Source organism: Phaeobacter sp. 11ANDIMAR09 (assembly GCF_001294455.1).
GTDB lineage: Bacteria > Pseudomonadota > Alphaproteobacteria > Rhodobacterales > Rhodobacteraceae > Pseudophaeobacter.
Map to the genome: position 1 here is coordinate 90,708 of NZ_LIKT01000003.1, position 25,367 is coordinate 116,074.

The following is a 25,367-nucleotide window of genomic DNA, read 5'->3' on the forward strand; positions in this document are numbered from 1 at the left end:
GCCTATTTACCGCCCGATAGTTTAGCCAACAGCCGCAGGAACCTATGGAAAACGTTGTTCTCATCATCCATCTTCTCTTGGCTCTTGGCCTGATTGCCGTCGTGCTCATGCAGCGCTCCGAAGGCGGAGGTCTGGGCATGGGCAGTGGCGGCGGTGGTGGCGGTGCCATGTCTGGCCGCTCCGCAGCAACCGCGCTTGGCAAGGTCACATGGATCTTGGCGATCTGCTTTATCTGCACCTCGATCACCCTGACCATTCTGGCGGCTCAAAAATCCGCGGGTTCTTCGGTTGCCGATGGGATCGTCCCTGGCGCCGTGGACAGCGGCGAAACTGCTGACGCGCCGATCGCGCCTCTGGGCAGCGATCTGTTGCCCCCAGCCGAAGGCGACAATGCGCCGCTGGTCCCAAGCGTCGACTAATACCTACAAGACCTAGAATTAAGGTAGAGAACCGTAACAGCATCTTGCGGTTCTCTTGCGCATGCTGCGCGAATCCTCTATATGTGTAGCCCCGTGGTGCAGCGGTTTTTCACAACTGCCGGGCAGCTATTTTCTGACTTCTCACGGGGGCAGCCGAACACTCATGGCGCGTTTCATCTTTATCACTGGTGGTGTGGTTTCATCGCTTGGCAAGGGCCTGGCGTCTGCCGCTCTTGGGGCTCTTTTGCAGGCGCGTGGCTATTCCGTCCGTCTGCGCAAACTTGATCCCTATCTGAACGTCGACCCCGGCACCATGAGCCCCTTTGAACATGGTGAGGTCTTTGTCACCGACGATGGCGCCGAGACCGATCTGGATCTGGGCCATTACGAACGCTTCACTGGCGTCCCCGCCCGCAAGACCGACTCGATCTCGTCCGGGCGCGTCTACACCAATGTCTTGGAAAAAGAGCGCCGTGGCGATTACCTGGGCAAGACCATCCAGGTGATTCCGCATGTGACAAACGAGATCAAGGACTTCATCTCGATTGGTGAGGATGAAGTTGATTTCATGCTCTGCGAGATCGGCGGCACCGTTGGCGACATCGAGGGTCTGCCTTTCTTTGAAGCCATCCGCCAGTTCAGCCAGGACAAGCCGCGCGGCCAGTGCCTGTTTATGCACCTGACGCTGCTGCCCTATATCAAGGCCTCCGGCGAGCTGAAGACCAAGCCAACCCAACACTCGGTCAAGGAGCTGCGCTCCATTGGCCTGGCCCCCGATATTCTGGTCTGCCGCTCGGAAGGCCCTATCCCCAAGAAAGAACGCGATAAGCTGGCGCTATTCTGCAATGTGCGCCCTGACAGCGTGATTGCCGCCCAGGATCTGAAATCCATCTATGAGGCCCCCCTGGCCTACCACCGCGAAGGTATGGATCAGGCGGTTCTGGATGCCTTTGGCATCGCCCCCGCCCCCAAGCCCAATCTGGCGCGCTGGGAAGATGTGGCCGACCGCATCTACAACCCAGAAGGCGAAGTGCGGGTGGCCATCGTTGGCAAATACACCCAGCTGGAAGACGCCTATAAATCCATCGCCGAGGCCCTGACACATGGTGGCATGTCCAACCGGGTGAAGGTGCGGATCGAATGGGTCGATGCTGAGCTGTTTGACCGCGAGGATGCCACTCCGCATCTGCAGGGTTTCCACGCCATTCTGGTGCCCGGCGGCTTTGGCGAGCGCGGCACCGAAGGTAAGATCAAAGCAGCGCAATATGCCCGCGAGCATAAAGTGCCCTATTTGGGCATCTGCCTTGGCATGCAGATGGCCGTCATTGAGGCCGCCCGCAACGTCGCGGGCATCACCGAGGCGGGTTCCGAAGAATTCGACCACGAGGCCGGTAAGAAACGCTTTGAGCCCGTTGTCTATCACCTCAAGGAATGGGTGCAGGGCAATCACAAGGTTCAGCGCAAGGCCGATGACGACAAGGGCGGCACCATGCGCCTGGGTGCCTATGACGCCACCCTGGCAGAGGGCTCCAACGTTGCCCGCGTCTATGGCAGCACCCATATCGAGGAGCGTCACCGCCATCGCTATGAGGTGGACACCAAATACAAAGACAAGCTCGAGGCCTGCGGGCTCACCTTTTCGGGCATGTCCCCGGATGGTCGCCTGCCCGAGATCGTGGAATGGCAGGATCATCCCTGGTTCATCGGCGTCCAGTTCCACCCGGAGCTGAAGTCGAAACCCTTTGCGCCGCATCCGCTGTTTGATGACTTCATCCGCGCCGCCAAGGATGCCTCGCGGCTGGTCTGATACGATCCAGAGATTTAATGAGATAGAACCGGCAGGGCCTCCTTGCCGGTTTTTCTTTTGCCGGCCGCGCCAAAATCGTGCCGCTGCTGTTCCCAGAGCCCGCCCCCCCTTTACTTGCAATCAGGTCTTGTGCTTTTGCGTAAGCCGTGGCCTGCTGCCAGCCATTGAATGACCGTTGATTGGAGCGCCAATGCTAAAGATTCTTGTTGCCCTGTCCCTGCTCGCCGCCTCTCCCGCCTTTGCTCTGGACATTGTTGATGTCGAAAGGTCCAACCTCTTGTTGCAATTGATCCGCGACAATGGCTGCTCCATGACAGAGGAACTGGCAGAGACACTCCTTCCGGAAAACGGATTTACCAAGAAAGAGGTTGGGGCGATCCTCAGGGCCTGGGAAACCGCCGATTGGATCGCGGAAATGAGCGATCGAGGCATCACTTTAAGAGAAAAATCCTGCACGGCGGGCTGAGCCCGTGCCACGGTTTTGTCCGCTGGTTTCCTTGCGGGCTTGGCCTGGACATAGCGGGATGACCAGAACCCGGCAGCAAAAAGACGCGCCGCAGCCTGCAGTGCAGCGCAATTCCTCTCCCCGTTAGCGCAAGCGTCTTCTGCCACAGCTTGTTTCTTGTGACAGGGGCGCTATAGACGGGGCCAGATATAGCAACGACATTTCGCGGAGAGACCGGATCATGGCGCAAGAGATCAACCAGGAACAGTTTGACCGTATCGCAAACGGTGGCGGCTTCATTGCAGCACTGGATCAGTCCGGCGGTTCGACCCCCAAGGCACTGGGTCTGTATGGCGTCACCGAAGACGCCTATTCCAACGATGACGAGATGTTCGGCGAAATCCAAAAGATGCGCGCCCGTATCATCTGCGCGCCTGATTTCAGCTCGGGCAAGATCCTGGGTGCGATCCTGTTTGAAAAGACCATGGACAATGCAATCGACGGCACCCCCGTTCCCAGCTACCTGTGGGAAAAATGCGGCGTTGTGCCTTTCCTGAAAGTGGACAAGGGTCTGGCCGATGAGGTGGACGGCGTTCAGATGATGAAGCCGATGCCTGAGCTCGACGCTTTGCTGTCGCGCGCCGTTGAAAAAGGCATCTTTGGCACCAAAATGCGCTCGGTGGTGAAAGAGGCCAATCCGCAGGGCATCAAAAATGTTGTGGCGCAGCAGTTCGAAGTGGGTAAACAGATCGCCGCGGCTGGTCTGGTGCCAATCATCGAACCAGAGGTCGACATCAACTCCCCCACCAAGGCAGAGGCCGAGATCTTCCTCAAGGCCGAGCTGAAAGATCAGCTGGACGCGCTGGAAGAGGGCACCAAGGTCTCGCTGAAGCTGACCATCCCAAATGAGGCCGGTCTGTACGACTCCCTGGCAGATCACCCCGCCGTGGTCCGCGTGGTCGCCCTGTCTGGCGGTTACAGCACCGATGACGCCTGCGAAAAACTGTCCAAGAACAGCAAGATGATCGCCTCTTTCAGCCGCGCGCTGACCGAAGGCCTGAATGTCGCCATGTCTGACGACGAATACAACGGTGCTCTGGGCTCCAACATCGAGAAAATCTACCAAGCTTCGCTCTAAGCAAGGCCTTAGAAACGGTAAAGCTTTCAGACCGTCCCAGTGGGGCGGTCTTTTTTCATCCTCCCCTTCGTTCTACTATAATTCGGACCAACCAACGGGGGAAACCGGATGTCATCCAAAAAAGAGCTGCTTCAAACCTTTCTCAAGGGGATCGAAACAGGCGACGCTATGGCCGCGGCTGTGGTGAACGAAGCCAAATACATCCAGCATAACCCTCAGACCCATGAAGGCAGCGAAGGCATCGCCAGCCTCTTTGCGCGGCTCTCCAAGACGGATCCCAAAGTGACTTTTCACCGGGTCTTTGAAGATGGCCATTTTGCCTTTGCCCATATCGAATATGATTTCTCCAGCCTGCGCACCGCCTTTGAGGTCTTTCGCTTTGAAGGGAGCCAAGCGGTTGAGCACTGGGACAATATCCAGCCCAGCCAGCCGCCAAACCCTTCGGGGCGGAGCATGCTGGATGGCAGCCGCGAGATCTGCGATCTCGACAAAACCGAAGCGAACCGCGCGCGGGTACGTGACTTTGTGCAAGAGGTCTGCGTCAAGCAACAGTTTGACCTGCTCCCCAGCTATGTCGCACCCGAGCTACACCAACATCACCCAGGAATTGAGGACGGCGCCGCAGCCCTAAGCCACGCCCTCCAGGATGCAGATCTGGCGCTGCGCTATAGTCAGATCCACCGGGTCCTGGCCGAGGGCAACTTTGTGCTCTGCGTCTCAGAGGGTTGGCGCGGTGAGGCGCATTCCAGCTTCTACGATCTGTTCCGCCTGTCGCAGGGCCAGATCATAGAGCAGTGGAACACCACAGAAACCGTGCCGCCGCGTGCGGAATGGAAAAACGACAACGGCAAGTTCTGAGCTACTCCCCGGTGGCCGAGCCATCAAAGATCTCGGCCAGCCAGGTTTCAAACAACTGCACCTCAGGCCGCAATGGCCCGCGTCCCTGGCGCCGGATCAGATAGTGGGACTGAGCAAAGGGCATCGGCGGCCCTGCAATCTCGAGCCCCATACCGCGCTCGATCGACAGTTCGGCAAAGCGGGTCAGGACTGTGGCATAGCCGCCGCCCCCTGCCACCAGCTGCAGCGCAGCCACCGTGGTATCCACAGAAAACCGAGCATGTTCATTGGCATAGGGCAGATCATGCGCCGCAAAATAGCGCGCCCAGTGGTCCTCGTAGCCCAGTATATGAATGAGCGGCCCCTGCAACAGCTCTGCCACTTTTTGCGGCCTGGGGGCCGTGGCGGCGCAGACCGGCACGATGGTCTCTTGCGACAGACGAACCGAGGTCACGTCCTGCCAGTCGCCATGGCCCAACCGGACCTCAACATCCGCATCCACATCGTCGCGCGGCTCGGGCTCGGTCCAGATATTGGAAACCAGGCGAATGTTGATATCGGGATGGCGTGCGGCAAACCCCGGCAGCAAATGCGCCAGCCACAAGGCCGAGGTGGAGACCGGCACCCGCACGGTCAGGGTTCGCGCCGTTTCAGCCCCAAACAGCCGGGTTGTCGAGAGCGCAATATCGCCCAGAGCCTGCCGCACCGTCAGCGCATAGGCCTGGCCGATCTCGGTCAGCTCCAGCCGCCGGGCTTGGCGGTAAAACAGCTTGCTGCCCAGCCGCGCTTCCAGCGAGCGGATATGCAGGCTGACGGCGGTCTGGGTCAGCCCAAGCTCCTGCGCAGTCTCGGTGAAATTCAGCAGCCGTGCGGCAGCCTCAAAGCTGCGCAGCCAGGTCAGATTGGCCAAGCGGTCATCCATATTACCACCAATTATTTTTGGTCATTTTTGGCAATAATTATCATTTTACTTTCCCCATGTCCCGGAGTTTCTTCGGTTTCAGAACAGATGCTCCCGCGCGCCTGCCGCCGGGAGACCAAACAGGAGGAGACTTGGCATGAAAGTTGGATTTATTGGCCTTGGCAATGTGGGCCACAAACTGTCGGGATCGCTGCTGCGTAATGGCGTTGACCTGACCGTCTATGACCTCAACCCCGACCTGGTGGAGACTTTTGTCGCCAAGGGAGCCAAGGCGGGCGACGGTCCCGCCCAGCTGATGCGCGACTGCGATGCGGTGATCACCTGCCTGCCCTCGCCTGCGGCTTCGGATGCGGTGATGCAGGACATGCTGCCCGAGGTCACGCAGGGCAAGATCTGGATGGAGATGTCCACCACCGACGAAGCCGAGGCAAAGCGTCTGGGGGGCATGGTCATCGAAGCCGGTGGTGCCGCAGTGGATTGCCCGGTCTCCGGTGGCTGTCACCGCGCGGACACCGGCAATATTGCCATCTTTGCCGGTTGTGACCGGGCCACCTTTGAGCGCATCCTGCCCTTCCTCACCACTATGGGCCGGCGCATCCTGCACACCGGCGAACTTGGCTCGGCTTCGGTCTTGAAGGTGCTGACCAACTATCTGGCCACGGTGCATCTGGTGGCCAATGCCGAAGCCCTGGTCACCGCCAAGGCCGCGGGCATGGATCTCAACACGGCCTATGAGGCGATCAAGATCAGCTCGGGCAATTCCTTTAGCCATGTCACCGAAAGCCAGGTGATCCTGAACGGCAGCCGCGATATTTCCTTTACCATGGATCTGGTGAAAAAGGACGTCGGCCTGTTCCAGGAAATTGCCGAACGCAATAATGTGCCCTTGGAGATCAGTCCGATGATGGTGCAGATCTTTGAAGATGGCATTGCCAAATACGGCGAGCGCGAGCTGTCGCCCAATATCATCCGCCGCCTCGAAGATGCCACCGGCCTGTCAATCCTGGCCCCCGGATTCCCGCCTGAAATGACCGATGACGAGCCAGAGGAGCCCGGATATGAGGTCATTCCCCAGGGCAAACTGGCGGCTGAATAGTTCGGCAAGAGCTCGGAAAATTTGTGGCGGCACCAGGGATCTGATGCCGCCAATGGCATGCTCAACCCATTGAAGGAATTGAGAAAGCGAGAGCAGCCAGGGAGGGATGGCTGCTCTAAATCATATAGGAAGCAGAAATCCTATTTAAAGACCGCCGGACGTTTTTGCATCTGGGCAGCAATCACTTCCATCTGCTCGGGCTTGCCGATCAGCTTTACCTGTTCAGCACTTTCGCGCAGCAGCACCTCAGATTGCGAGGCCCCGGATTCGGCAAATTCAATCATCCGTTTTGCGGCCTTGATGGCATTGGGACCTTTGCCCGCGATCTCCGCCGCCAGCGCCTGTGCTGCCGCCAATGGATCCTCGGCCAGCGATGTCACCAGCCCCCAGCCTTCCGCCTGTTCTGCCCCAATCGGCGTGGCGGTATAGGTGAGCTGACGCAGCACATCCGAACGCAGCAGTTTTGGCAACAGCACCATGCCGCCCATATCCGGGATGATGCCCCATTTCATCTCCATCACCGCCAGTTTGGTATCAGGTGCTGCAATGCGGATATCAGCGCCCAGCGCCAATTGCAGACCACCGCCATAGGTAGCCCCCTGCAACGCCGCAATCACCGGGATCTCTAGTCGGCGCCAAGCCATCGAGACTTCCTGCATCTCATTGGCGTCATGATGGCTGCGTTCCATGAGCCAGGACTCGGCATCGACCTTGCCCATCGCCATAAAGCTCATCAGATCCAGCCCGGCGCAAAAGCTCTGACCCTCCCCCGACAAAACCACCACTCGAGCCGCCGATGCCGCAACCTCTTGTGCGGCGCCCAGAATGCCCTTGACCATGGCGTCGTCCAAGGCGTTCATCTTATCGCCCCGTGTCAGCGTGACATGAGCAATATGGTCTTTGATCTCAACGCAAACCCGCGCCATTGTGGCACCTCCAGCCTGTTTCATTTGCCAACAGACTGCCCCGGTTGCCCCGCATGATCCAGCATAACGCCGGGGCAAATGCCCCGGCGTCCCGCCTCCTGATTGGGCTATCAAACCTCACCCAGAGCTGCCCTCACTGCCGGGTCGGCAGATCGGCAACCCGGCCGCGACCAAAGCCGGGCCCATCCAGCGACATGACATAGAAGTGCGCGCCCACCTCCAACGCACTGGTGGTGACACCAAACCGCCCCGATGGATCTTGCAAATTGCGCAGGATCCTACCGCTTTCATCGAACTGGATCACCATACCCCGATGCACCGGAGCCGGGCGCGCCAGTGCTCCCAAGCGCCAGATGACCCGGCGCAGGAATGGATAGGGCATCAGCTTCTCCGCTGGGAGGCGCGGGCTGGCAAAAGCCAGCCAGAACGTGCCATCACCCTGCGCCTCCAGATTGTCCGGATAGCCGGGGAGATTGCCCAAAAACAGCTCGGTCTCTCCGGCCTGCTCGCCAGTCAACCAATGCTTATGAACACGCGCCCGGCCGGTTTCAGCAATCAACAGGAAATCCTCCGCCTGCGACAGGGCGATCCCATTGGTATAGACAAAACCGTTGGCAATCTTTTCCACCCGCCCATCCGGCAGGCGGCGCGCCACATAGCCGCTGTTTGATTGCTCCCAAACCGCCATGACAGAGGTGGGTTTGGTGCCTCCAAGAACCTCCGGGTCAAACCGATCGGTCGAGTTGGAGAAATAGATCGTCCCGTCGCGGGCCACCTCAAGCTGATTGGCATAGATCAGCGGCGCCCCCTCGACCTCTGTTACCAGGGTCTCCAGACTGCCCGGACCAGTCCAGCGCAGAATGCCCCGATAGCTGTCGGCAATGTAAAGCGCTCCATCCGGTCCCACCTTGAGCCCCAGCGGACGCCCCCCCAGATCCTCGATGAATTCGGGAACCGCGCCGTCAATGCGATAGAGTTTGCCCGCAAGGTCGGTGGTATAGACGCGGCCATCTGGCATTACCGCCAGATCCTCCGGGCCGCGGGCTCCCTCGGGCATCAAAACCTGCTCCAGCGCAGCCATGGCATCGTTGCTTTCAAAATCACCGGTAAACCCAGGTGCCTGAAGAGGTTCATAGACCTCTGGGCGCAGGGGGATTGGCCAAAAGGCCAGATAGCCCAGCCCCAGCACAATCGCCGCCAACAAGATCTTTTTCATCACGCCCCTCCAATGGTTCGCCGCATTCTGCTTTAGGTTGCGACGACACGCAAGTCTTGCTGCAACAGGGCAAACTGCGGTATCTGCGCCGCATGAAAACGCCTCGCTACACCCCGCTTGCCCAATCCCTGCCCTCCACCGTGCCCTTTGTGGGGCCAGAAACCCAGGAGCGCAGCCGTGGCAAAGCCTATGCCGCCCGGCTGGGTGCCAATGAGAACATCTTTGGCCCCTCTCCACTGGCGATCAAAGCCATGCAGCAGGCCGCTGAGCAAATTTGGAAATATGGCGATGCCCAGAGCTATGATCTGATCCAGGCTCTGGCCGCGCATCACAATGTTCCGGCGCAAAACATCATGGTCGGCGAAGGCATCGACGGGCTGCTGGGCTATCTGGTGCGGCTGCTGGTTGGTTCCGGTGACGCGGTTGTCACCTCACAGGGGGCCTACCCCACTTTTAACTATCATGTGGCCGGATTTGGCGGTGAGCTGCATATGGTCCCCTATCGGGACGACCATGAAGACATTCAGGCGCTCATGGCCAAGGCAGGCGCGGTCAATGCCAAACTGGTCTATCTGGCCAATCCCGACAACCCAATGGGCAGCTGGCACCGAGGACAAGACATCGTTGATGCTCTGGAGGCGTTGCCCGAAGGCTGCTTGCTGTTATTGGACGAAGCCTATGTGGAATGCGCGCCCAAAGGCACCGCAGCACCGGTGGATATCCATGACCCACGCGTGATCCGCATGCGCACCTTTTCCAAAGCCTATGGCATGGCCGGGGCCCGCGTCGGTTATGCGCTGGCCCAGCAGGATCTGATCCAGGCCTTCAACAAAGTGCGCAACCATTTTGGTATGAACCGCGCAGCCCAGGCCGGGGCGCTGGCCGCTCTGACAGATCAGAAATGGCTGGCCCATGTGCAGGTTGAAATCACCACCGCGCGCAATCGCATCTCACAGATTGCGGCGGACAATGGGCTTACCGCCCTGCCCTCAGCCACCAATTTTGTGGCCATTGACTGTGGCTGCGATGGCGCCTTTGCCAAAGCGGTCCTGGACTCGCTTCTGGAGCAGAATATCTTTGTCCGCATGCCCTTTGCCGCGCCCCAAAACCGCTGCATCCGGGTGAGCTGTGGTCCCGAGGCCGATCTCGCCCTTTTTGCCAAAGCTCTGCCTGTTGCCCTTGCAGCAGCCCGCAAGACCCACAGCTAAAGCCCCTGGCACCGCCTCCGCCGACTGCAGCCGCTGACACGGGCCCCCTCCTTAGCCTCAGGAGAATTTTTGGTAGTTTTACCGGACTTTCACCATTTTCGCGCTAGGTTTTACCGGGAGTTATCCAGGAGGACAGGCCATGGACCATCAAAAGGACAACAGGAATTCCCCACAGCCCCAAGCAGCCCAATCGCAGGCGCCGATTGATCTCTTTGCCGCCGCGCTTTCCTTTGTGGGCCTGAACCTGATGTGGGTGTTCTTTGCAGGGTGGATGCTGTTTGGAATGGTCCCGGTGCTGATCTTTGCGCTGTTTCTCAACCACCTCATTGATCGTCTCGAAGACCACCTGCAACACCGCGAATCGTAAAGACTCATCCGGCAATAAGCGCTGCGCGCCCTGGCCTCTACACATCCAGAGCAGGGCTAGTAACCATTCTCGGCCTTGGGGTGCCCCTGGGAATGGGCCGCCACATAAAGGCGCGCAGTTAAATTGGCTTGTCGGGTTTAGGCGGGTGTAGTCTCGGCCAGCACCTGTGCAGCAGCCGCAAGCGCGCCTTCCCCATGCGGGATTTCCAGCGCCTGCAGCCCTGTCTCTATACCGCCCAACAGCCCCATGATCATATGACCATTCACGTGGCCCATATGGCCCAGGCGGAAATGACCGTGCCACTCCGGGCTATCCGGCGGCGCCAAGCCCAGCCCGATCCCAAGCGTCAAGCCGAGGTGTTGCTCCAACCACTGGCGCAGATCACTGGCCCGTGGCGCTGGCAGGCGCAGCGCGGTCACCGCATGCGAGCGCAGCGCGGGCTCCGCTACATTCATTTGCAGCCCCTGCTCGGGCACATCAATATGCCCCCAGGCCGCGCAGGCCGCCCAGATTGTCCTGGCCAGACGCGCGTGACGGGCCCAGACCTGCTCCAGCCCTTCCCCATGGATCAGATCCAAGGCCGCGCGCAGCCCATATAGGTGATGGGTTGGCGCGGTGCCGCCAAAATACTGATAGAACTCCTGCGGATTGGCGCGCGGGCTCCAATCCCAATAGCGGCTGATCCGCGGCAACCTGGCACGCGCCGCTGCCGCCTTGTCATTGAAAAAGACAAAGCTCACACCAGCCGGGGTCATCAGCCCCTTCTGGCTGGCCGAAACCATGACATCCACGCCCCAGGCATCCATCTCAAACCGGTCGCAGCCCAGGGAGGCAATGCAATCCGCCATCAGCAGGGCCGGATGCTGCGCCTCATTCAGCACAGCCCGCAAAGCTGCAACATCATTACGAATGGAGCTGGAGGTGTCGACATGCACGCCAAGAACGGCTTTGATCTCATGCGCGCGATCCGCCGACAAACGCTCTGACACCCGGGATAGCTCCCACCCCGCTGCGGTGCCAAAATCGATCAGTTCGACCTCAATGCCCAGAGCCTCGGCCATTTCCGACCAGCCGATGGCAAAACGCCCCGAGACCGGCACTAGCACCCTGTCCCCCGGCTGCAGGGTGTTCATCAGCGCCGCTTCCCAGGCACCATGGCCATTGGCAATATAAATCGCCACGTGATGCGCGGTTCCGGCCACCGCCTTGAGATCCGGAACCAGACTGTCCGTGAGGGTCAACAGCTCCCCGGCATAGATATTGGGCGAGGGGCGATGCATCGCCTGCAGGACCGGGTCCGGGATCACAGAAGGGCCCGGAATTGCCAGATAGGGCCGCCCGCCCGATGGGTTTGCTGGTGCACGCATCTTTTCTATCCCACATGGGATCGGGGCCGCCGCTCGCCTCTGGCAGCCCACAATCAGGTTGATCTTGCCGCAACCCTAGCCAGAGTGCAGCCGAGGTCAATTGCGGAAAATCCCCCCGCGCAACCCGGCGCCCCCTCTCAGCGCCGGGGGAATGCCCGCCATGAGGAGCAGCAGAACGCTTGCACCCCGGCCATGAGCTGCTTAAATGGCGCGATCAAGTGACGAGAAGGCGCCAGATGACAATTAAGTTTCGACGCTCTCCAGGCGAGCAATCCCACCATGAGCACTGAACATACCCCCTCTGACGCGCAACAAGAGCACACCTCCTCCCGCGAGCTGCTCGGCTGGCTTTGGCACGGCTATCTGCGCCACTATATGGGTCTATTGGGGGTCGCGGTGATCTTCATGCTCATCGAAGGTGCCACCATGGGCGCACTTGGCTACATGATGCAGCCAATGTTTGATCTGGTCTTTGTCGCAGGCAATACGAGTGCCCTGTTCTGGGTCAGTCTGGCCTTTTTGGGCATCTTCTCTATGCGTGGCATTTCCAGCGTCACCCAAAAGGTCCTGCTGAGCAAGGTTTCGCAGAGCTCAGCTGCGCGGCTGCGCAAGGACATGCTGGCGCGGCTGATCCGGCAGGATCCCTCGTTTCACCAGTCCCATGCACCTGGGCTCTTGCTGCAACGGGTGCAAACCGATGTGGGTGCCATCAATGCTGTCTGGCAGGCGATGATCACTGGCGCGGGCCGCGATCTGGTGGCTCTGGTGGCCGTGCTCAGCGTCGCCGTCAGCATTGACTGGCGCTGGACCCTGATCCTGCTCATTGGGGTGCCGGGACTGCTGCTGCCCATTTCGCTGCTACAAAAATACGTCCGCCGTAAAGCCTCTGAAGCGCGCGATCTTGGTGCTGCTCTGGCCACGCGTCTGGACGAGATCTTTCACGGCATTGTGCCAATCAAATTGAACAAGCTCGAAGACTATCAGCTGGGTCGGTTTTCCAATCATACCGACAGCTTTGTCAAGGCGGAGGTCAAAGCCGCCTTTGGCACCTCAGCGATTTCCGGCATGACCGATATCATGGCCGGCGTCGGTTTTATGGCCGTGCTGCTCTATGGTGGCTCTGAAATCATTTCAGGAGAGAAAACCGTCGGCCAGTTCATGAGCTTTTTCACCTCGATTGGCCTCTCCTTTGAACCGATGCGCCGCTTGGCCAATATCTCGGGGGTTTGGCAGGCCGCTGCTGCGGCATTGGAGCGGATCAAGGCGCTGATGGATGCGCCGATCCTGCTGACCTCGCCGCAAAACCCCCAAGCCGCCCCCAAAGGTCTGCCCAGTATTCACCTAAACGCAGTAAACCTGAACTACGGGGAGGCTGAGATCCTGCGCAGTTTGACGCTGGAAGCTGAGGCCGGGAAAACCACCGCTCTGGTTGGCGCTTCTGGCGCTGGTAAATCCACGATCTTCAACCTGCTAACCCGCATGGTCGACCCTCAATCCGGCGCGGTACAGATCAACGATACCAATGTTGCTGACCTTGATACGGACGATCTGCGCGGGTTGTTTTCTGTGGTGACCCAAGAGGGTCTTCTGTTTGATGAAACCCTGCGTGAAAACATAGTCCTAGGGCGTCAGGACGTCAGCGAAGAGGCGCTGCAAAAGGCGCTGGACGCCTCGCATGTGGCGGATTTTCTGGAAAAACTACCCCATGGGCTGGATACGCTGGTGGGTCCTCGTGGCTCCGCCCTGTCGGGCGGTCAACGCCAGCGGGTGGTCATTGCCCGCGCGCTCCTGCGTAACACGCCTATTTTGTTACTTGATGAGGCCACTTCGGCCCTGGATGCCCAATCCGAAAAGGTGGTGCAACAGGCGCTGGACAGCCTCTCAGGCGGGCGCACCACTCTGGTGATTGCCCACCGCCTCTCCACTGTCCGCAATGCCGATAAGATCATCGTCATGGAGCGGGGCCAAGTGGCGGATCAGGGCACCCACGACGAGCTGTTGGAACGTGGCGGCATCTACGCCGATCTCTACCGCCTGCAGTTTCAAGACGGCAAAACCCTGCTGGATCCCAAAGGCATCGCAGCCCAGATCCCTGCGACTATGGCCTCCGAGAAAACGGCCCCAACAGGGTGGGTCCGGCGGCTGATCACACGGCTCCTGGGTTGATCCAACACACTCGGTTCAGCCCAGCTTTCCAAGCCATCGGCCGGGGCTATTTCTGATAGTCCCGCGCCAGTTTTTGCGGATCGACGCCAAGAAAATAGCGCGCCAGAGTCCAGAGGTTGCGCACACCCCGGCGCAGCCAGCCGTCACGCTGATAGCGCACAGCGCTGGTCAGGGCGATCACCGGCAGGGATTTCAAGGGCCGCAGCCGTCGCACCAGAGCTACATCCTCCATCAGCGGCTGATCCGGGTATTCACCTGCCGCCAGATAGGCGGCGCGCGACACCAGCAACCCTTGATCCCCGTAGGGCAAACCAAAGAGGCGCGCCCGCAGATTGGCCCAGCCCGCCACCAGCGCAGGTTGGCCACCTCTCGCGCGAAATTTTAACTGAAAATAGGCAGGCTCAGCCTGCTCTTGCTGGATGTGATCTGCCACCACCGAGGCCCAGCCTGGGGCCAGCACCGTATCTGCGTGCAGCACCAATAGCCACCCACCACGCGCCGCGGCACAGCCCCGCCGCAGCTGCCCGCCGCGTGAGGCCGCTCCACAGATCACCTCCGCTCCGACCTCGTCGACCAATTTCAGTGTTGCGTCCTGTGAGCCTCCATCGCTGATCACCACCTCCCGGATCAACCCCTCGGAGAGCCCCTCCATCAGTGCTGCCAGACTGTCCGGCAGCTCAGTAGCCGCATTCAAGGTTGGGATCACAACTGAAATCGGCGCGGGCATGGTGTTTTCCTGGTTCAACTCGGGCTTCATTCCTATATCACTGAAACCGGACTTGGCCATGCCCGTGCGGCAGAGCCACATTCAGATTTCTGTCACCGCCCGCACATTCCTCAGCCGGGCCCCCTCTGGAGACCACGCCATGCGCGCGCGCAAGATCCTTCGCCTGACCGGGCCTGATACCCGCGATTTTCTGCAGGGGCTGATTACCAATGACATCACCAAGATCGATCAAGGACTGGTCTATGCTGCACTGCTGACACCCCAGGGGAAATACATCGCTGATTTCTTTCTGGCCGCCGATGGAGATGACGTGCTGCTGGATGCGGATGGGGAACAGGCCGACGCTCTGCTGAAACGTCTGACCATGTACCGCCTGCGCGCCAAGGTCGAAATCACCGAGACCGACCTCCAGATCAAACGCGGCACCGGCCCGGCCCCGGCAGGTGCACTGACAGATCCACGTCATGCCGATCTGGGCTGGCGGTTGATCGGACCCGAGGCCGGTGAGGACGGCAGCGACTGGGAGGCCCTGCATGTCGCCCACTGCATTCCCCGTAGTGGCATCGAACTGGGACCGGACAGCTACATTCTGGAAGCCGGCTTCGAGACCCTGAACGGAGTGGATTTCCGTAAGGGCTGTTATGTCGGCCAGGAGGTCACCGCCCGGATGAAGCACAAAACCGAGCTGCGCAAAGGGTTGCGCCAGGTCGAGATCACAGGCCAGGCACCCGTCGGCAGCGACATCTTGGCCGGTGACAAAGTGGTTGGCACAGTGTTTTCCCAAACCGGTGGCCGGGCGATCGCCTATCTGCGATTTGATCGCGCCAAGGGAGAAATGAGCGCCGGTGAAGCACAGATCAACTGGATGCCTGCCCCATCCTGATCCTTGCTAAGGTCTCGGTTCCTTTTGCATTTTTTCTCCGAGCTGTTATCTCTTTGTTTCCACTTTGCGGCGAAGCCTATGCCAGGTTTCGCCCTCTCCGTCACCTCGGCGGCGGCGGGAGCCCCTATCTGGACCATTCACTTCGGAGAGCCCATGCACCGTTCCTGTCTCACCCTTGCCCTGACCTTTCTGTTGCCTCTTCCCGCTGCTGCCCAATATTGGGAGTTCGGCAATTGGCGCGTTTTTGTTGAGACCCAGGAAACCAGCGAGCATAGCAGCCAGACCTGCACCGCGCTAACAGGCGGCGACGGCATCCCGTCGCTGAGCCTTTCGGTCTATAGTCTGGATGGCGGACCACCAGATGACTATCCAAAGCCAACCCTGCGCGAATCCGCCATTCGCGGCCATCCGACTTTGGCCCAGAATGGTCAGGCAGTGGGCTTTGTCTTTGATCAACAGGCTGCCTTCTATGGCATTGCCAATGGCTATTTTGATGCAGATGGCTTTGCCCATTCCGAGACCGCGCCCCGCTGGCAGGACACCGTCAATATGCTGCTGTGGATGAAGGCCGGCCAGAGCATCGACATCCGCACGGTGCAACCCTATGGCCCCGGTGTGCCGATCATGCAGGCCTCCCTGCGTGGCTTCACGGCCGCCTATGGCAAGATGATGGATGAATGCGGATTTAGTATCGAGCTTCCAAGCCCGAAACAGTAGTGCTCAACCTTTTTTGCCGCCCCTTCCTGCAGGGCAGGCAGGATATGCGGAACCACCTGTTGCGGGGTTTTGCGAGGTTTCACGCACCATAAACCAGACAAACAAAAGCCCCCGCAGGCTGCAAAGACCTGCGGGGGCTGAATTCTCGGCAAGGGTCCGGTTTAGGCGCGCTCGGAGTAGTCCATGGTATCGGTATTGACCACGATCATCTCATCCTGGCCCACAAAGGGGGGCACCATGACCTTGACGCCATTGTCCAGGATCGCCGGCTTAAAGGAGTTGGCGGCGGTTTGACCCTTCACCACCGGCTCAGTCTCAACGATCTTGCAGACCACTTTTTGTGGCACCGTGGCGTTCAGGGCCTCTTCGTCGTAAAACTCGACGACAATTGTCATCCCATCCTGCAAGAAGGGGCGGCGATCCCCCAAGAGCTCGGCGGGAAGTTCGATCTGCTCGTAGGTTTCGGTATCCATAAAGACCAACATGCCGTCGCTCTCATAGAGAAACTGCTGGTCTTTTTGCTCCAAACGCACGCGCTCAACCTTGTCGGCGCTGCGGAAACGTTCGTTCAGTTTGGAACCATTGCGCAGGTTGCGCATTTCAACCTGGGCAAAAGCACCACCTTTACCGGGCTTTACGTGATCGACCTTGACTGCGGCCCAAAGACCGTCGTTATGCTCCAGAACATTGCCGGGGCGGATCTCGTTACCATTGATCTTGGGCATCTGAAAAATCCATCTGGGAAGGTTGATGATATATTAAGCCTCCCTATATCTGTCGTACTCCCGGCTGGCAAGACAACGATATCTCGTGGATGTACCGACAAAGCTATGCATTTTTTGCATGGAAGTTATGCAGATACAGGCTACCCGAATCGTCACAGTTCCGTCATAAGGAACGCCACGCCGAGAATTGCAATAGCAAGAACAATAAAGGAAACGGGATGCGAGATTTCGTTGACGGCACCGCGTACAATAATGAGCAGGGCAACAGAGCACGCAAGCTCTTTGCTGCTGTTGTGCTGGCCGCGTTGGATGATGCCATTGCCGATGATAAAAAATATGGCAATGGTCCCGAACAGATTGCCCGCTGGGCACGCTCGCGCGATGGGCGCGAAGTGCTGAGCTGTGCTGGCATTGACCCCAATGAGCGGGTTGTTGGTGGGCTGATGGATTTTGTTGGTCGGGGTGTCCGGACCTCCGTTGCTCTGTCGCGCGAAGAAAGCGAACGTCGCAACGCAGCCCAGGCTGAAGCGGCCTGAAGCTGACCAGGCCCAAAGGGCCGGACAAAATGATCACTGATCGAAAGAAAAGCGCGTCCTGGGGGGCGCGTTTTTCTTTTGCCCCCACCTCACGAGCCTCCCCCCATAGACTGTCGCTCATAGCACGCTCAGGGGCGGATTTTGCCACGCCCTGCCCGGCGATTTTATTAGCCTGATCCAGAAAGTGCTTTTCCTCTGGACTGCAATCGGCAATCACACGGAGAAGACGTAAGCACCACGGGGAGAAGGTCATGACAGCACGCGCACTGATGATACAGGGCACTGGCAGCAATGTCGGAAAATCGCTGCTTGTGGCCGGGTTGGCACGGGCCTTTTCCCGCCGCGGGTTAAAGGTGGCGCCATTCAAGTCCCAGAACATGTCCAACAATGCGGCCGTCACCCCCCAGGGCGGCGAAATCGGCCGGGCGCAGGCGCTTCAGGCCCGCGCTGCCGGATTAGATCCGCATGTGGACATGAACCCGGTGCTGTTGAAACCCGAAACCGATACCGGCGCTCAGGTGATTGTTCAGGGCAAGCGTCGTGGCACCCAGGCGGCGGGGTCCTTTATGCGTGACAAGACCGGACTGATGGAGGCCGCGCTGGAGAGCTACCACCGGCTGGCACAGGGCATGGATCTGATCTTGATCGAAGGCGCAGGCTCTCCGGCAGAGACCAACCTGCGCAAAGGCGATATTGCCAATATGGGCTTTGCCTGCGCTGTGCAGGCCCCGGTTGTTCTGGTGGGCGACATCCATCGTGGCGGCGTCATTGCCCAGGTTGTCGGCACCAGGGAGGTGCTCGAGCAGGCAGATCTAGACCGTATTGTCGGCTTTGCCGTGAACCGGTTTCGCGGTGACGTCAGCCTGTTTGATGCTGGCCGAGATGATATCGCTCAGCGTACCGGCTGGCCCTCGCTGGGGGTGATCCCCTGGTTCTGGGAGGCCTGGAAACTGCCCGCCGAAGACATGATGGATATCGCCTCGCGCAGGGGCGGCGCCTGCAAGGTCGTGGTGCCCCAGCTGGAGCGTATGGCCAATTTTGACGACCTGGACCCGCTGGCCGCCGAACCCGAGGTCACCGTTGAAATCATCCCTCCGGGGCGCGCCCTGCCGGGAGATGCGGATCTGGTACTGATCCCGGGCAGCAAGTCCACCATTGGCGACCTTGCCTATCTGCGGGCCCAGGGTTGGGACATTGACATCCTGGCCCATCACCGGCGCGGCGGCCATGTGATGGGGCTCTGTGGGGGCTATCAGATGCTGGGCAAAACAATTGATGACCCAATGGGGGTGGAAGGGGCCGCAACCAAGGTGGCTGGCCTGGGACTGCTGGATGTGCACACCGTGATGTCCGAGGAAAAGCAGGTCACCCTGACCGATGCCACAAGCCTTGCGGATGACCTGCCGGTTCGCGGCTATGAAATCCACATGGGGCGCACAACAGGCCCGGATTGCGCCCGTGGGTGGCTCAAGATTGGCGACCGGTTGGAAGGTGCGGCCTCCGCGGATGGGCGTGTGCAGGGCTCCTATCTGCACGGGCTGTTCAGCGCAGATGCCTTTCGCGCGCAGTTTCTGTCCGGGCTAGGCTATGACAGTGCCACCCAATATGACAACAGCGTCGAAGACACTCTGGATGCGCTGGCGGATCATCTGGAACAACATATGGACCTGGATCAGCTCCTGTCCCTTGCCACCCCAATCCCTGCCAGTTCCTGACCTCTCCGCCCCGCAAACAGCGCACGTCGCCATTCGCCCTGGCATTGGCCTCCCCACTGGTCTTGCAGGACCTCGAGCCGCGCCGCGCGTCAGCGCGGCGCGGCTCCCGCCCAAATCGGTTGAAGGTCGATCTTCCCCTTTCCCCGGACGGACTTATCCTACGGGCTCTGTGATGGGTGTGCCAATAGCGGTGTAGCGATTGAGCACGTCAATGCGGATCTGGATCTCTGCGACCTGCCTATCGAAGTCTCGCGACATCAAGGATTGGCCGAGTAATTTCACACAGTGCATCCGCTGCCCGGCAGGGTTATGCAAAGCATGATCCCGAGAGGGTGGTTTCGACGCGACTTCGGCGGTGGTCGCCGCTCCACTTTCTCCAGATGGCGCGACCAAGGTATCGCGACGCATTGACTGCTTCATTCCGGGCAACGGCTCCCGCGCTGGTAGGCTGCAAATGTTGGGCATTCTTGCGTGGCGGAATGACGGCACGAGCACCACGCTTGGCAATTGCATCGTGACATTTGCGCGTATCGTACGCTCCGTCTGCGGTGACGGACCCGATGTCTTGATCGGACGGGATTTGGTTCAGCAACTCGGGCATCATGGGCGCGTCGCCGACATTACTGGTTGTCACTTCAACCGCGCGAACCTCCAGCGTTTCCTCATCGATCCCGATATGTATCTTGCGCCAAATGCGTCGCTTGGGTCCGCCATGCTTGCGGGCGTTCCACTCGCCTTCACCTTCGGTCTTGATGCCGGTGCTATCAATCAACAGGTTCAGCGGGCCGTTTCCACCGCGATAGGCCAAGTTCACATTTAACGCCTTCTGGCGGCGGCAAAGGGTTCTGAAATCGGGCACCGCCCAATCTAACCCGACCAACTTCAGCAAGCTCTCAACAAAGCCTGTCGCCTGACGGAGCGGCTGGCCAAACAACACTTTTATCGTCAGGCAAGTCTGGATTGCAGCGTCGCTGAATAGGCACTGCCGCCCGCGTTTGCCGCTTGGCGGCGGGGGCCACGTCATCTCAGGATCAAACCAGATTGAAAGGGATCCGCGGCGCTTCAATGCTTCATTGTAAGCCGACCAGTTCGTGGTCTTGTACTTTGTAGGGGCCCAACTGCTCATGGTCTCCAGCTATCATGCTGGATTCACAAAATGAATCCCCTCAGGCGATTTGTGCAACAAAGCCTCGGGAGCCCCCGCTTTCAATTGCTCAAAGGCACTGGCACTGGCACTGGCGACTTCGTCAGATCAGGTCCTGAGCCGCAAGTGCGCGGTGAATTTCACGCCGGACCAGTTTGCGCACATTGCGGGTGATGCGCTCTCCCAGAGCTCCCTGCAATTCGCTGCGGACAATGTCGGCCACCAACTCGCGCAGGCTGTCTTCATCAAGATAGCTATCCTCGCCAGTCGAGGCGCCCAGAGCCTCCAGGGCCGCATCAGTTGCGGCCTCCTGTGACACAGACTCCGCGTCCAATCCAGCATCTGAGCGGTCCTGATCCTGCTGCAACGGCGCGTCGTCGACGGCTTCAGCATCGTCATGGTCCTGCCATTCCAGGGTTTCGATATTGGTTCCAGCATAGGGATCCCTGGAATCGCCATCCGGCTCCCACTGCCCCTCCGAACGGGCCACCTTGGCCTCCAGCTCGGCCAGTTTCTGCACCACAGCCGACACTCTTTGGCTGCCCTCCAACTCCTCAGGCCCCTCGTCATGCCATTCAGGCTCAAGATCCGCCTCGACCGTCTTGGCAGCGGTATGTGACGCGTCCTCAACCAGTGCTTCTGCGGTGTTTTCTGCATCTTCCTGGGGCGGCGTGTCCACGGCGCCAAATAGGGTAGCCTCTGGATCACGCCAGGGGGCAGATTCCACCCGTTCTGCGCCCACATCCTCCGGCACGGGCACAGCCGCAGGCTCGTCAAGTGCATCCTCATGATCGCCAAGCGCGGGCGCCGTTGCGACTTCGGCGGCCTCATGGCGGCGAAAGGCCAAGACTTCAGCCGGATCCTCTGCAGGATCGACATCAAGGTCCATATTCGCTTCATCCTGAGGGTCGTACCCAGCCCCAGCGTCAAAGGAGTCTGGGTCCATATCCATTCCGACATCCTGGCCTGCGGGCTCTGCCTCAGCCAAGCTCCCCTCCGAGGTCTCATCCGCCACCCGCAAGGCAGGGGTCAGGACCAGGCGTGACGTCGACTGTGACATCACCTGCTGCGAGGCGGATGCCCCCGAAACCAGCTGTTTGTCGGGTTCACCCCCGTCCCGCGCAGCGCCAGAGCCAGGCTCTGAACGCCCGTCTTCACTCACCAAACGGCGGATGGAGGACAGCACATCTTCGATTTCAGCCTGTGTGACAGGATCGGACATTGTATTTCAACCACTCTAGCCTTTGCGGCAAGTGTAGCTCTCCCGCCGCAATCGCACAACATTTAGGAACAGTTTTAGTTTTTTATCCGACATTGTTTCCACCAGGGGCCCTGCCAGTTTCCCACCGGGCCCCTGCGGAGATTGGCTCGCGCGGATCAGTTCTTGCCCAGAGCCCGCAGAACCCGGTCAAGATCCCGGCTTTGGCGGCTGACCTGCGCAGGCGCATCCTTAACCAGATTGTAGTAGAGTGTCGGGTCATAAATTTCCACCGCAAGCCCCAGATGCTCGGCCGTCAACAGCCCCTGAGACTGCAACAGGGAATAGGCGGCAGTGGCCTGACTGGCCCGCGCCTGAACCCGCGCGGTCAGCGCATTCAACAGGTCCTGCTCGGCTTGCAATACATCCAGCGTGGTGCGGGCCCCCAAAGTTGCTTCTTCGCGAATGCCATCGAAGGCCACCTGCGCGGCCCGCACACTCTCATTTGAGGAGACAAGGCTTGCAGTTGCGGCCTCCAAAGTGACATAGGCCTCGGCGACATCCTGGGCCACTGTGCGCTGCGCCGTAATCAGCTTGCCACGCTCCACATCTCTGAGAGCCATGCTGGAGCGCAGCGCAGAGGCGAGACCGCCACCTGCATAGATTGGTTGAGAATAAGTGATGCTGCCGCCGGAGGTATCGCTATCAAGACCGCCGCTCAGATTTGCCGTGGCACTGATATCCGCCGACAGAGTCACACTTGGACCAAGCCCTTTGCGCGCTGCGTCGACACTATAATCTGCGGCTTTGACAGCATGCTGTTGCCCCAGAAGGCTAGGATGATTGCGCACTGCAATGTTTTCGGCAGATTGCAAAGAAGCCACGCGCTTGGGCAGGGGAGGCTGCCCGGCGGTTGCACCAATGGGATGACCAACGGCCTCTACATAGGAGGCTTGCGCGGCCAGGAGGTCGCCGCGGCTTTGGATCAAGGTCGCCCGAGCAGAAGCCAGGCGGCTCTGGGCCAGGGCCACATCCGTACGGGTGACCTCACCGACTTCGAAACGGTCCTGCGAGGCCTTGAGCTCTTCCTGCAGCAAACGCAGGTTGTTGCCCTGCAGTCGCACGGTCTCTTGTTGCAGCAAGACGTTCACATAGGCCTGTACCGCACCAAACAGCACCTGCTGCTCGACATTCAACAAACTTTGGCGTGTGGCCAAAACGGTTTGCTGAGCCGCAAGCTGCTTGAGACGCGTTGCGCCACCATCATAAAGCAGGAGGCTAAGCGCCAAACCTGTTTGCAACTGATCGGTGGTTGTTGTCGCCGATGCCGAGGTATCACTGTTGCGGTTCGAAGCCGTGATGGTCCAATTGATGATGGGGCGCAGACCGGCAACAGCCGCCGCCACACTTTCATCCTGAACCCGCAGCAGGGCCCGGTTCTGTTCCAGCAGGCCGCTGCTCTTATATGCGCCAATCAGCGCGTCAGACAGATTGTCTGCGCTTGCAGATTTTGGCAGCGCAAAAGCAAATGCGGCAGCACCTGCAAACACAAACGTCTTCAACAAACTTGCCGAATTCTTCTTCAACATCGGTCGCCCTATTCGTTTGCCGCGCCGCCAGCCGCGGATGATTTAGCTTTGGTTTCACCCATACCTGCTGCATGGGTCGTCAGTCTCGCTTTTCCCAACGTCACAAAGCCGTTTTCAGTCAGCAATACGAACCTCGGAAAAGTCTAGCCTGCCCCATCTGATACGGGGCAAACAGTAGTCACTCTACAGGGCTGATCTATGCAGACTATGCCCCATGGCCAAGCTTCAGAAGGTAAAAGATGCAGCCCGTTCAAAACCGGGCATGACCTCCGCACCGGCATTAAATTCAAAGCGCCAAGAGATCTGCCCGGCCTGCTTGTAGCCGATCTTCACCTCCCCCAGCGAGCCCGTCATGAAGAGAACAGCGATCCGCCCCCCATCCTTGAGCTGCGCCAGCAGAGCCTCAGGCAACGCCTCTACACCGCCCTGCACCATGATCACATCATAGGGGCCGTGTTCCGCCGCCCCCTCTGCCAGAGGGCCCACATGGACAATTGCATTGTCAGCACCCGCTTCGGAGAGCTGTGCCTGGGCATCCGCCGACATCGCCTCGTCTTCTTCGACACCGATCACCATTTCGGCCATCCGCGCGGTCACAGCCGTGGAATAGCCCAGACCACAGCCCACATCCAGCACCAGCTCATCGCGCTGAATATCCAGCGCATCCAGCATCTTTGCCAGGGTCCGCGCCTCCAGCAGAGTACGCTGCCCCCCCAGATCCATATTGCGATCGGCATAGGCGCCTTCGCGCTGCGCAACTGGGACAAAATCCTCGCGGGCAACAGCCAGCAGGGCCTCGATGATCGGATATTTGGTGACGTCCGAAGGACGCACCTGTGTGTCAACCATCATGCGGCGACGTTCGGCGAAGTCGGTCATATGCTAAACTCTTTTGTTCAGGCTGTTTGAGTGAGTTGTGCCATATCGCTGACTGTTCAGCAACGTCCCATGCACGGCACTTAGGCGAAATGCCGAGCATGTTGCCGCAGCACCTATTTCTTTTTCACAAACTTGGTCAAAATAACGATCCGCTGACCTTCGACGCGGCCTTCGATATGCTCCGGATTGTCCTGCACCAGCGATATGCCCCGCACCGCAGTGCCCCGCTTGGCAGTAAAGCCTGCGCCTTTGACGGGCAGATCTTTGATCAGCACAACAGTATCCCCCGACACAAGAATCGCGCCATTGCTATCAACATGGCTGCCGACACGGGTCTGATTGTCGACCCAGGCCTGTATTTCCTCATCCAACCAAAGCTGTTCTGCCAGATCGCGCGCCCAATCCTGCTCCGCCAGCCGCGCCAAAAGACGCGCCGCCAGCACCTGAACCGCAGGCTCTCCGGACCACATGGAGGAGGCTAGACAGCGCCAATGACCCGGCTCCAATTCGCCTTCGATTTGTCTGTGACAGGTCTCGCAGATCTGAACCCCGGCCTCTTCAGGACCACCCGTGACGGCAAAAAACCGAGTCGCCCCCTCGGCAGAACACAGGTCACAAGACAGAGCATTAGACATGGGGAAAGATCTCCTGAATGACAGACACCTCGCCTTAGCGCCCTAGCCGTTGAATGAAAAGCCACGCGAGAGCCGCAGGCTGCGCAATCACACCCCTGCGGGCAGACACCGTGGGTGGCTTAGGGGGCGCAGCCGTTGCAAAAAGGGGTCGCAGGCAAAAGATCCAGGCGCTTTGCCGCGATCTCATCACCGCAGATTTGACAATAGCCATAGGACCCCTCGGCCAGCCGCGCGAGAGCCGCATCAATCTGGCGTAGCTCCTCCATCTCATGTAGGCCCAGCGTTTCCAGAACTTCGTCCCCCTGGCGTTCGGAGGATCGGTCCTCCCAATCCTTGGGCATCGGCGCATCCAGCGTATGCTCCACCTCGCGCAGATGTCCTGCCAGAGCAATCCGCCGCGTCTCCAAGGTTTCCTTGCGTGCCGCAAAATTCATACCAAACCCTCCCAAATCAGTGGCTTTCCATCACCTTACCCTAAGGCAAGGCTACGGCATTGACCGAAGTCAAAAAACTCGCGGGATCTGGGGAGGCGGGCGCGACGGGGAAGACAACCACGCCAATCGCGCGCAACGCAGAGGCAATTGGCCTAAAATTTGAGCACATCGATAACAGGTAAATCTGCAACCTGCGGGGAGAGACAGTACGCAGCCCCACCTGAGATCGGCAGGAGTTTGACAGTCGCAAAACAAAAAACGAGGCTGTTTC

At 59.4% G+C, this 25,367-nt stretch carries 24 protein-coding genes and 1 pseudogene; 13 read left to right on the forward strand and 12 right to left on the reverse strand.

Annotated features, from left to right (window positions below):
• Positions 1-44: 44 nt before the first annotated feature.
• From secG to AN476_RS03385, 5 genes are all read left to right on the forward strand, one after another.
• Positions 45-419 carry a preprotein translocase subunit SecG gene (gene secG, locus AN476_RS03365; protein WP_054459566.1) on the forward strand — a complete coding sequence of 125 codons (375 nt, stop codon included), beginning with the start codon at positions 45-47 and terminating at the stop codon, positions 417-419.
• Positions 420-582: 163 nt separating this feature from the next.
• The gene (locus tag AN476_RS03370; RefSeq protein ID WP_054459567.1) at positions 583-2,226 is read left to right on the forward strand and encodes a CTP synthase; all 1,644 of its coding nucleotides are present in this window, start codon (positions 583-585) and stop codon (positions 2,224-2,226) included.
• A 190-nt stretch (positions 2,227-2,416) separates the two neighbouring features.
• Complete coding sequence (locus AN476_RS03375; protein WP_054459568.1) at positions 2,417-2,692, forward strand: hypothetical protein; 276 nt, start codon at positions 2,417-2,419, stop codon at positions 2,690-2,692.
• Between the two features lie 220 nt (positions 2,693-2,912).
• The gene (locus AN476_RS03380; RefSeq protein ID WP_054459569.1) at positions 2,913-3,809 is read left to right on the forward strand and encodes a fructose bisphosphate aldolase; all 897 of its coding nucleotides are present in this window, start codon (positions 2,913-2,915) and stop codon (positions 3,807-3,809) included.
• A 108-nt stretch (positions 3,810-3,917) separates the two neighbouring features.
• Positions 3,918-4,667: a nuclear transport factor 2 family protein gene (locus tag AN476_RS03385; protein WP_054459570.1), complete on the forward strand. Its 750-nt coding sequence runs from the start codon at positions 3,918-3,920 to the stop codon at positions 4,665-4,667.
• A gap of 1 nt (position 4,668) precedes the next feature.
• Here AN476_RS03385 and AN476_RS03390 read toward each other — a convergent pair whose 3' ends face one another.
• Positions 4,669-5,568: a LysR substrate-binding domain-containing protein gene (locus AN476_RS03390; protein ID WP_054459571.1), complete on the reverse strand. Its 900-nt coding sequence runs from the start codon at positions 5,566-5,568 to the stop codon at positions 4,669-4,671.
• A 136-nt stretch (positions 5,569-5,704) separates the two neighbouring features.
• Here AN476_RS03390 and AN476_RS03395 point away from each other — a divergent pair, with 136 nt between their 5' ends.
• Positions 5,705-6,664: an NAD(P)-dependent oxidoreductase gene (locus AN476_RS03395; protein WP_054459572.1), complete on the forward strand. Its 960-nt coding sequence runs from the start codon at positions 5,705-5,707 to the stop codon at positions 6,662-6,664.
• A gap of 140 nt (positions 6,665-6,804) precedes the next feature.
• On the opposite strand, the gene AN476_RS03400 is transcribed toward AN476_RS03395, so the two are convergent.
• Together AN476_RS03400 and AN476_RS03405 are read right to left on the reverse strand one after the other, a co-directional pair.
• On the reverse strand, positions 6,805-7,590 hold the full coding sequence (locus tag AN476_RS03400) for a crotonase/enoyl-CoA hydratase family protein (protein WP_054459573.1): 786 nt from the start codon (positions 7,588-7,590) through the stop codon (positions 6,805-6,807).
• A gap of 133 nt (positions 7,591-7,723) precedes the next feature.
• The gene (locus AN476_RS03405) at positions 7,724-8,806 is read right to left on the reverse strand and encodes an SMP-30/gluconolactonase/LRE family protein (RefSeq protein ID WP_054459574.1); all 1,083 of its coding nucleotides are present in this window, start codon (positions 8,804-8,806) and stop codon (positions 7,724-7,726) included.
• A gap of 92 nt (positions 8,807-8,898) precedes the next feature.
• Here AN476_RS03405 and AN476_RS03410 point away from each other — a divergent pair, with 92 nt between their 5' ends.
• Both AN476_RS03410 and AN476_RS03415 read left to right on the forward strand, forming a co-directional pair.
• Positions 8,899-10,014 carry a pyridoxal phosphate-dependent aminotransferase gene (locus AN476_RS03410; protein ID WP_054459719.1) on the forward strand — a complete coding sequence of 372 codons (1,116 nt, stop codon included), beginning with the start codon at positions 8,899-8,901 and terminating at the stop codon, positions 10,012-10,014.
• Positions 10,015-10,153: 139 nt separating this feature from the next.
• Positions 10,154-10,381: a hypothetical protein gene (locus AN476_RS03415; RefSeq protein ID WP_054459575.1), complete on the forward strand. Its 228-nt coding sequence runs from the start codon at positions 10,154-10,156 to the stop codon at positions 10,379-10,381.
• 137 nt (positions 10,382-10,518) lie between these two features.
• On the opposite strand, the gene AN476_RS03420 is transcribed toward AN476_RS03415, so the two are convergent.
• Positions 10,519-11,748 (reverse strand): alanine--glyoxylate aminotransferase family protein, encoded by a 1,230-nt coding sequence (locus AN476_RS03420; protein WP_054459576.1) that lies wholly within the window; start codon positions 11,746-11,748, stop codon positions 10,519-10,521.
• Between the two features lie 279 nt (positions 11,749-12,027).
• Here AN476_RS03420 and AN476_RS03425 point away from each other — a divergent pair, with 279 nt between their 5' ends.
• On the forward strand, positions 12,028-13,914 hold the full coding sequence (locus AN476_RS03425; protein ID WP_054459577.1) for an ABC transporter ATP-binding protein: 1,887 nt from the start codon (positions 12,028-12,030) through the stop codon (positions 13,912-13,914).
• Positions 13,915-13,960: 46 nt separating this feature from the next.
• Here the strand turns inward: AN476_RS03425 and AN476_RS03430 are convergent, their stop codons facing one another.
• The gene (locus AN476_RS03430) at positions 13,961-14,641 is read right to left on the reverse strand and encodes a TIGR04283 family arsenosugar biosynthesis glycosyltransferase (RefSeq protein ID WP_054459578.1); all 681 of its coding nucleotides are present in this window, start codon (positions 14,639-14,641) and stop codon (positions 13,961-13,963) included.
• A 139-nt stretch (positions 14,642-14,780) separates the two neighbouring features.
• Here AN476_RS03430 and AN476_RS03435 point away from each other — a divergent pair, with 139 nt between their 5' ends.
• Both AN476_RS03435 and AN476_RS03440 read left to right on the forward strand, forming a co-directional pair.
• The gene (locus AN476_RS03435) at positions 14,781-15,524 is read left to right on the forward strand and encodes a folate-binding protein YgfZ (protein ID WP_054459720.1); all 744 of its coding nucleotides are present in this window, start codon (positions 14,781-14,783) and stop codon (positions 15,522-15,524) included.
• A gap of 153 nt (positions 15,525-15,677) precedes the next feature.
• Positions 15,678-16,241: a hypothetical protein gene (locus tag AN476_RS03440; protein ID WP_054459579.1), complete on the forward strand. Its 564-nt coding sequence runs from the start codon at positions 15,678-15,680 to the stop codon at positions 16,239-16,241.
• Between the two features lie 161 nt (positions 16,242-16,402).
• On the opposite strand, the gene efp is transcribed toward AN476_RS03440, so the two are convergent.
• Positions 16,403-16,966 (reverse strand): elongation factor P, encoded by a 564-nt coding sequence (gene efp / locus AN476_RS03445; RefSeq protein WP_054459580.1) that lies wholly within the window; start codon positions 16,964-16,966, stop codon positions 16,403-16,405.
• A 218-nt stretch (positions 16,967-17,184) separates the two neighbouring features.
• On the opposite strand from efp, the gene AN476_RS03450 reads away from it, so the two are divergent.
• Both AN476_RS03450 and AN476_RS03455 read left to right on the forward strand, forming a co-directional pair.
• Positions 17,185-17,502: a DUF6280 family protein gene (locus AN476_RS03450; protein ID WP_009811619.1), complete on the forward strand. Its 318-nt coding sequence runs from the start codon at positions 17,185-17,187 to the stop codon at positions 17,500-17,502.
• Positions 17,503-17,753: 251 nt separating this feature from the next.
• Entirely contained in the window at positions 17,754-19,217 is a 1,464-nt protein-coding gene (locus AN476_RS03455) for a cobyric acid synthase (protein WP_054459581.1), read from the forward strand.
• A gap of 153 nt (positions 19,218-19,370) precedes the next feature.
• Here the strand turns inward: AN476_RS03455 and AN476_RS03460 are convergent.
• The 6 genes and pseudogenes from AN476_RS03460 to AN476_RS03485 all read right to left on the reverse strand — a co-directional run bounded on the left by AN476_RS03460 (position 19,371) and on the right by AN476_RS03485 (position 25,096).
• Positions 19,371-20,343: pseudogene (locus AN476_RS03460) on the reverse strand (IS5 family transposase).
• 121 nt (positions 20,344-20,464) lie between these two features.
• Positions 20,465-21,583, reverse strand: a complete 1,119-nt coding sequence (locus AN476_RS03465) for a hypothetical protein (RefSeq protein WP_054459582.1) — start codon at positions 21,581-21,583, stop codon at positions 20,465-20,467.
• A 155-nt stretch (positions 21,584-21,738) separates the two neighbouring features.
• Positions 21,739-23,148 (reverse strand): TolC family outer membrane protein, encoded by a 1,410-nt coding sequence (locus tag AN476_RS03470; protein WP_054459583.1) that lies wholly within the window; start codon positions 23,146-23,148, stop codon positions 21,739-21,741.
• 225 nt (positions 23,149-23,373) lie between these two features.
• Entirely contained in the window at positions 23,374-24,027 is a 654-nt protein-coding gene (locus tag AN476_RS03475) for a protein-L-isoaspartate O-methyltransferase (RefSeq protein ID WP_054459584.1), read from the reverse strand.
• Positions 24,028-24,140: 113 nt separating this feature from the next.
• On the reverse strand, positions 24,141-24,650 hold the full coding sequence (locus tag AN476_RS03480; RefSeq protein ID WP_083464232.1) for an alkylphosphonate utilization protein: 510 nt from the start codon (positions 24,648-24,650) through the stop codon (positions 24,141-24,143).
• A gap of 131 nt (positions 24,651-24,781) precedes the next feature.
• Positions 24,782-25,096, reverse strand: coding sequence for a TraR/DksA family transcriptional regulator (locus tag AN476_RS03485; RefSeq protein ID WP_054459586.1), 315 nt, complete (start codon positions 25,094-25,096; stop codon positions 24,782-24,784).
• Positions 25,097-25,367: the final 271 nt, after the last annotated feature.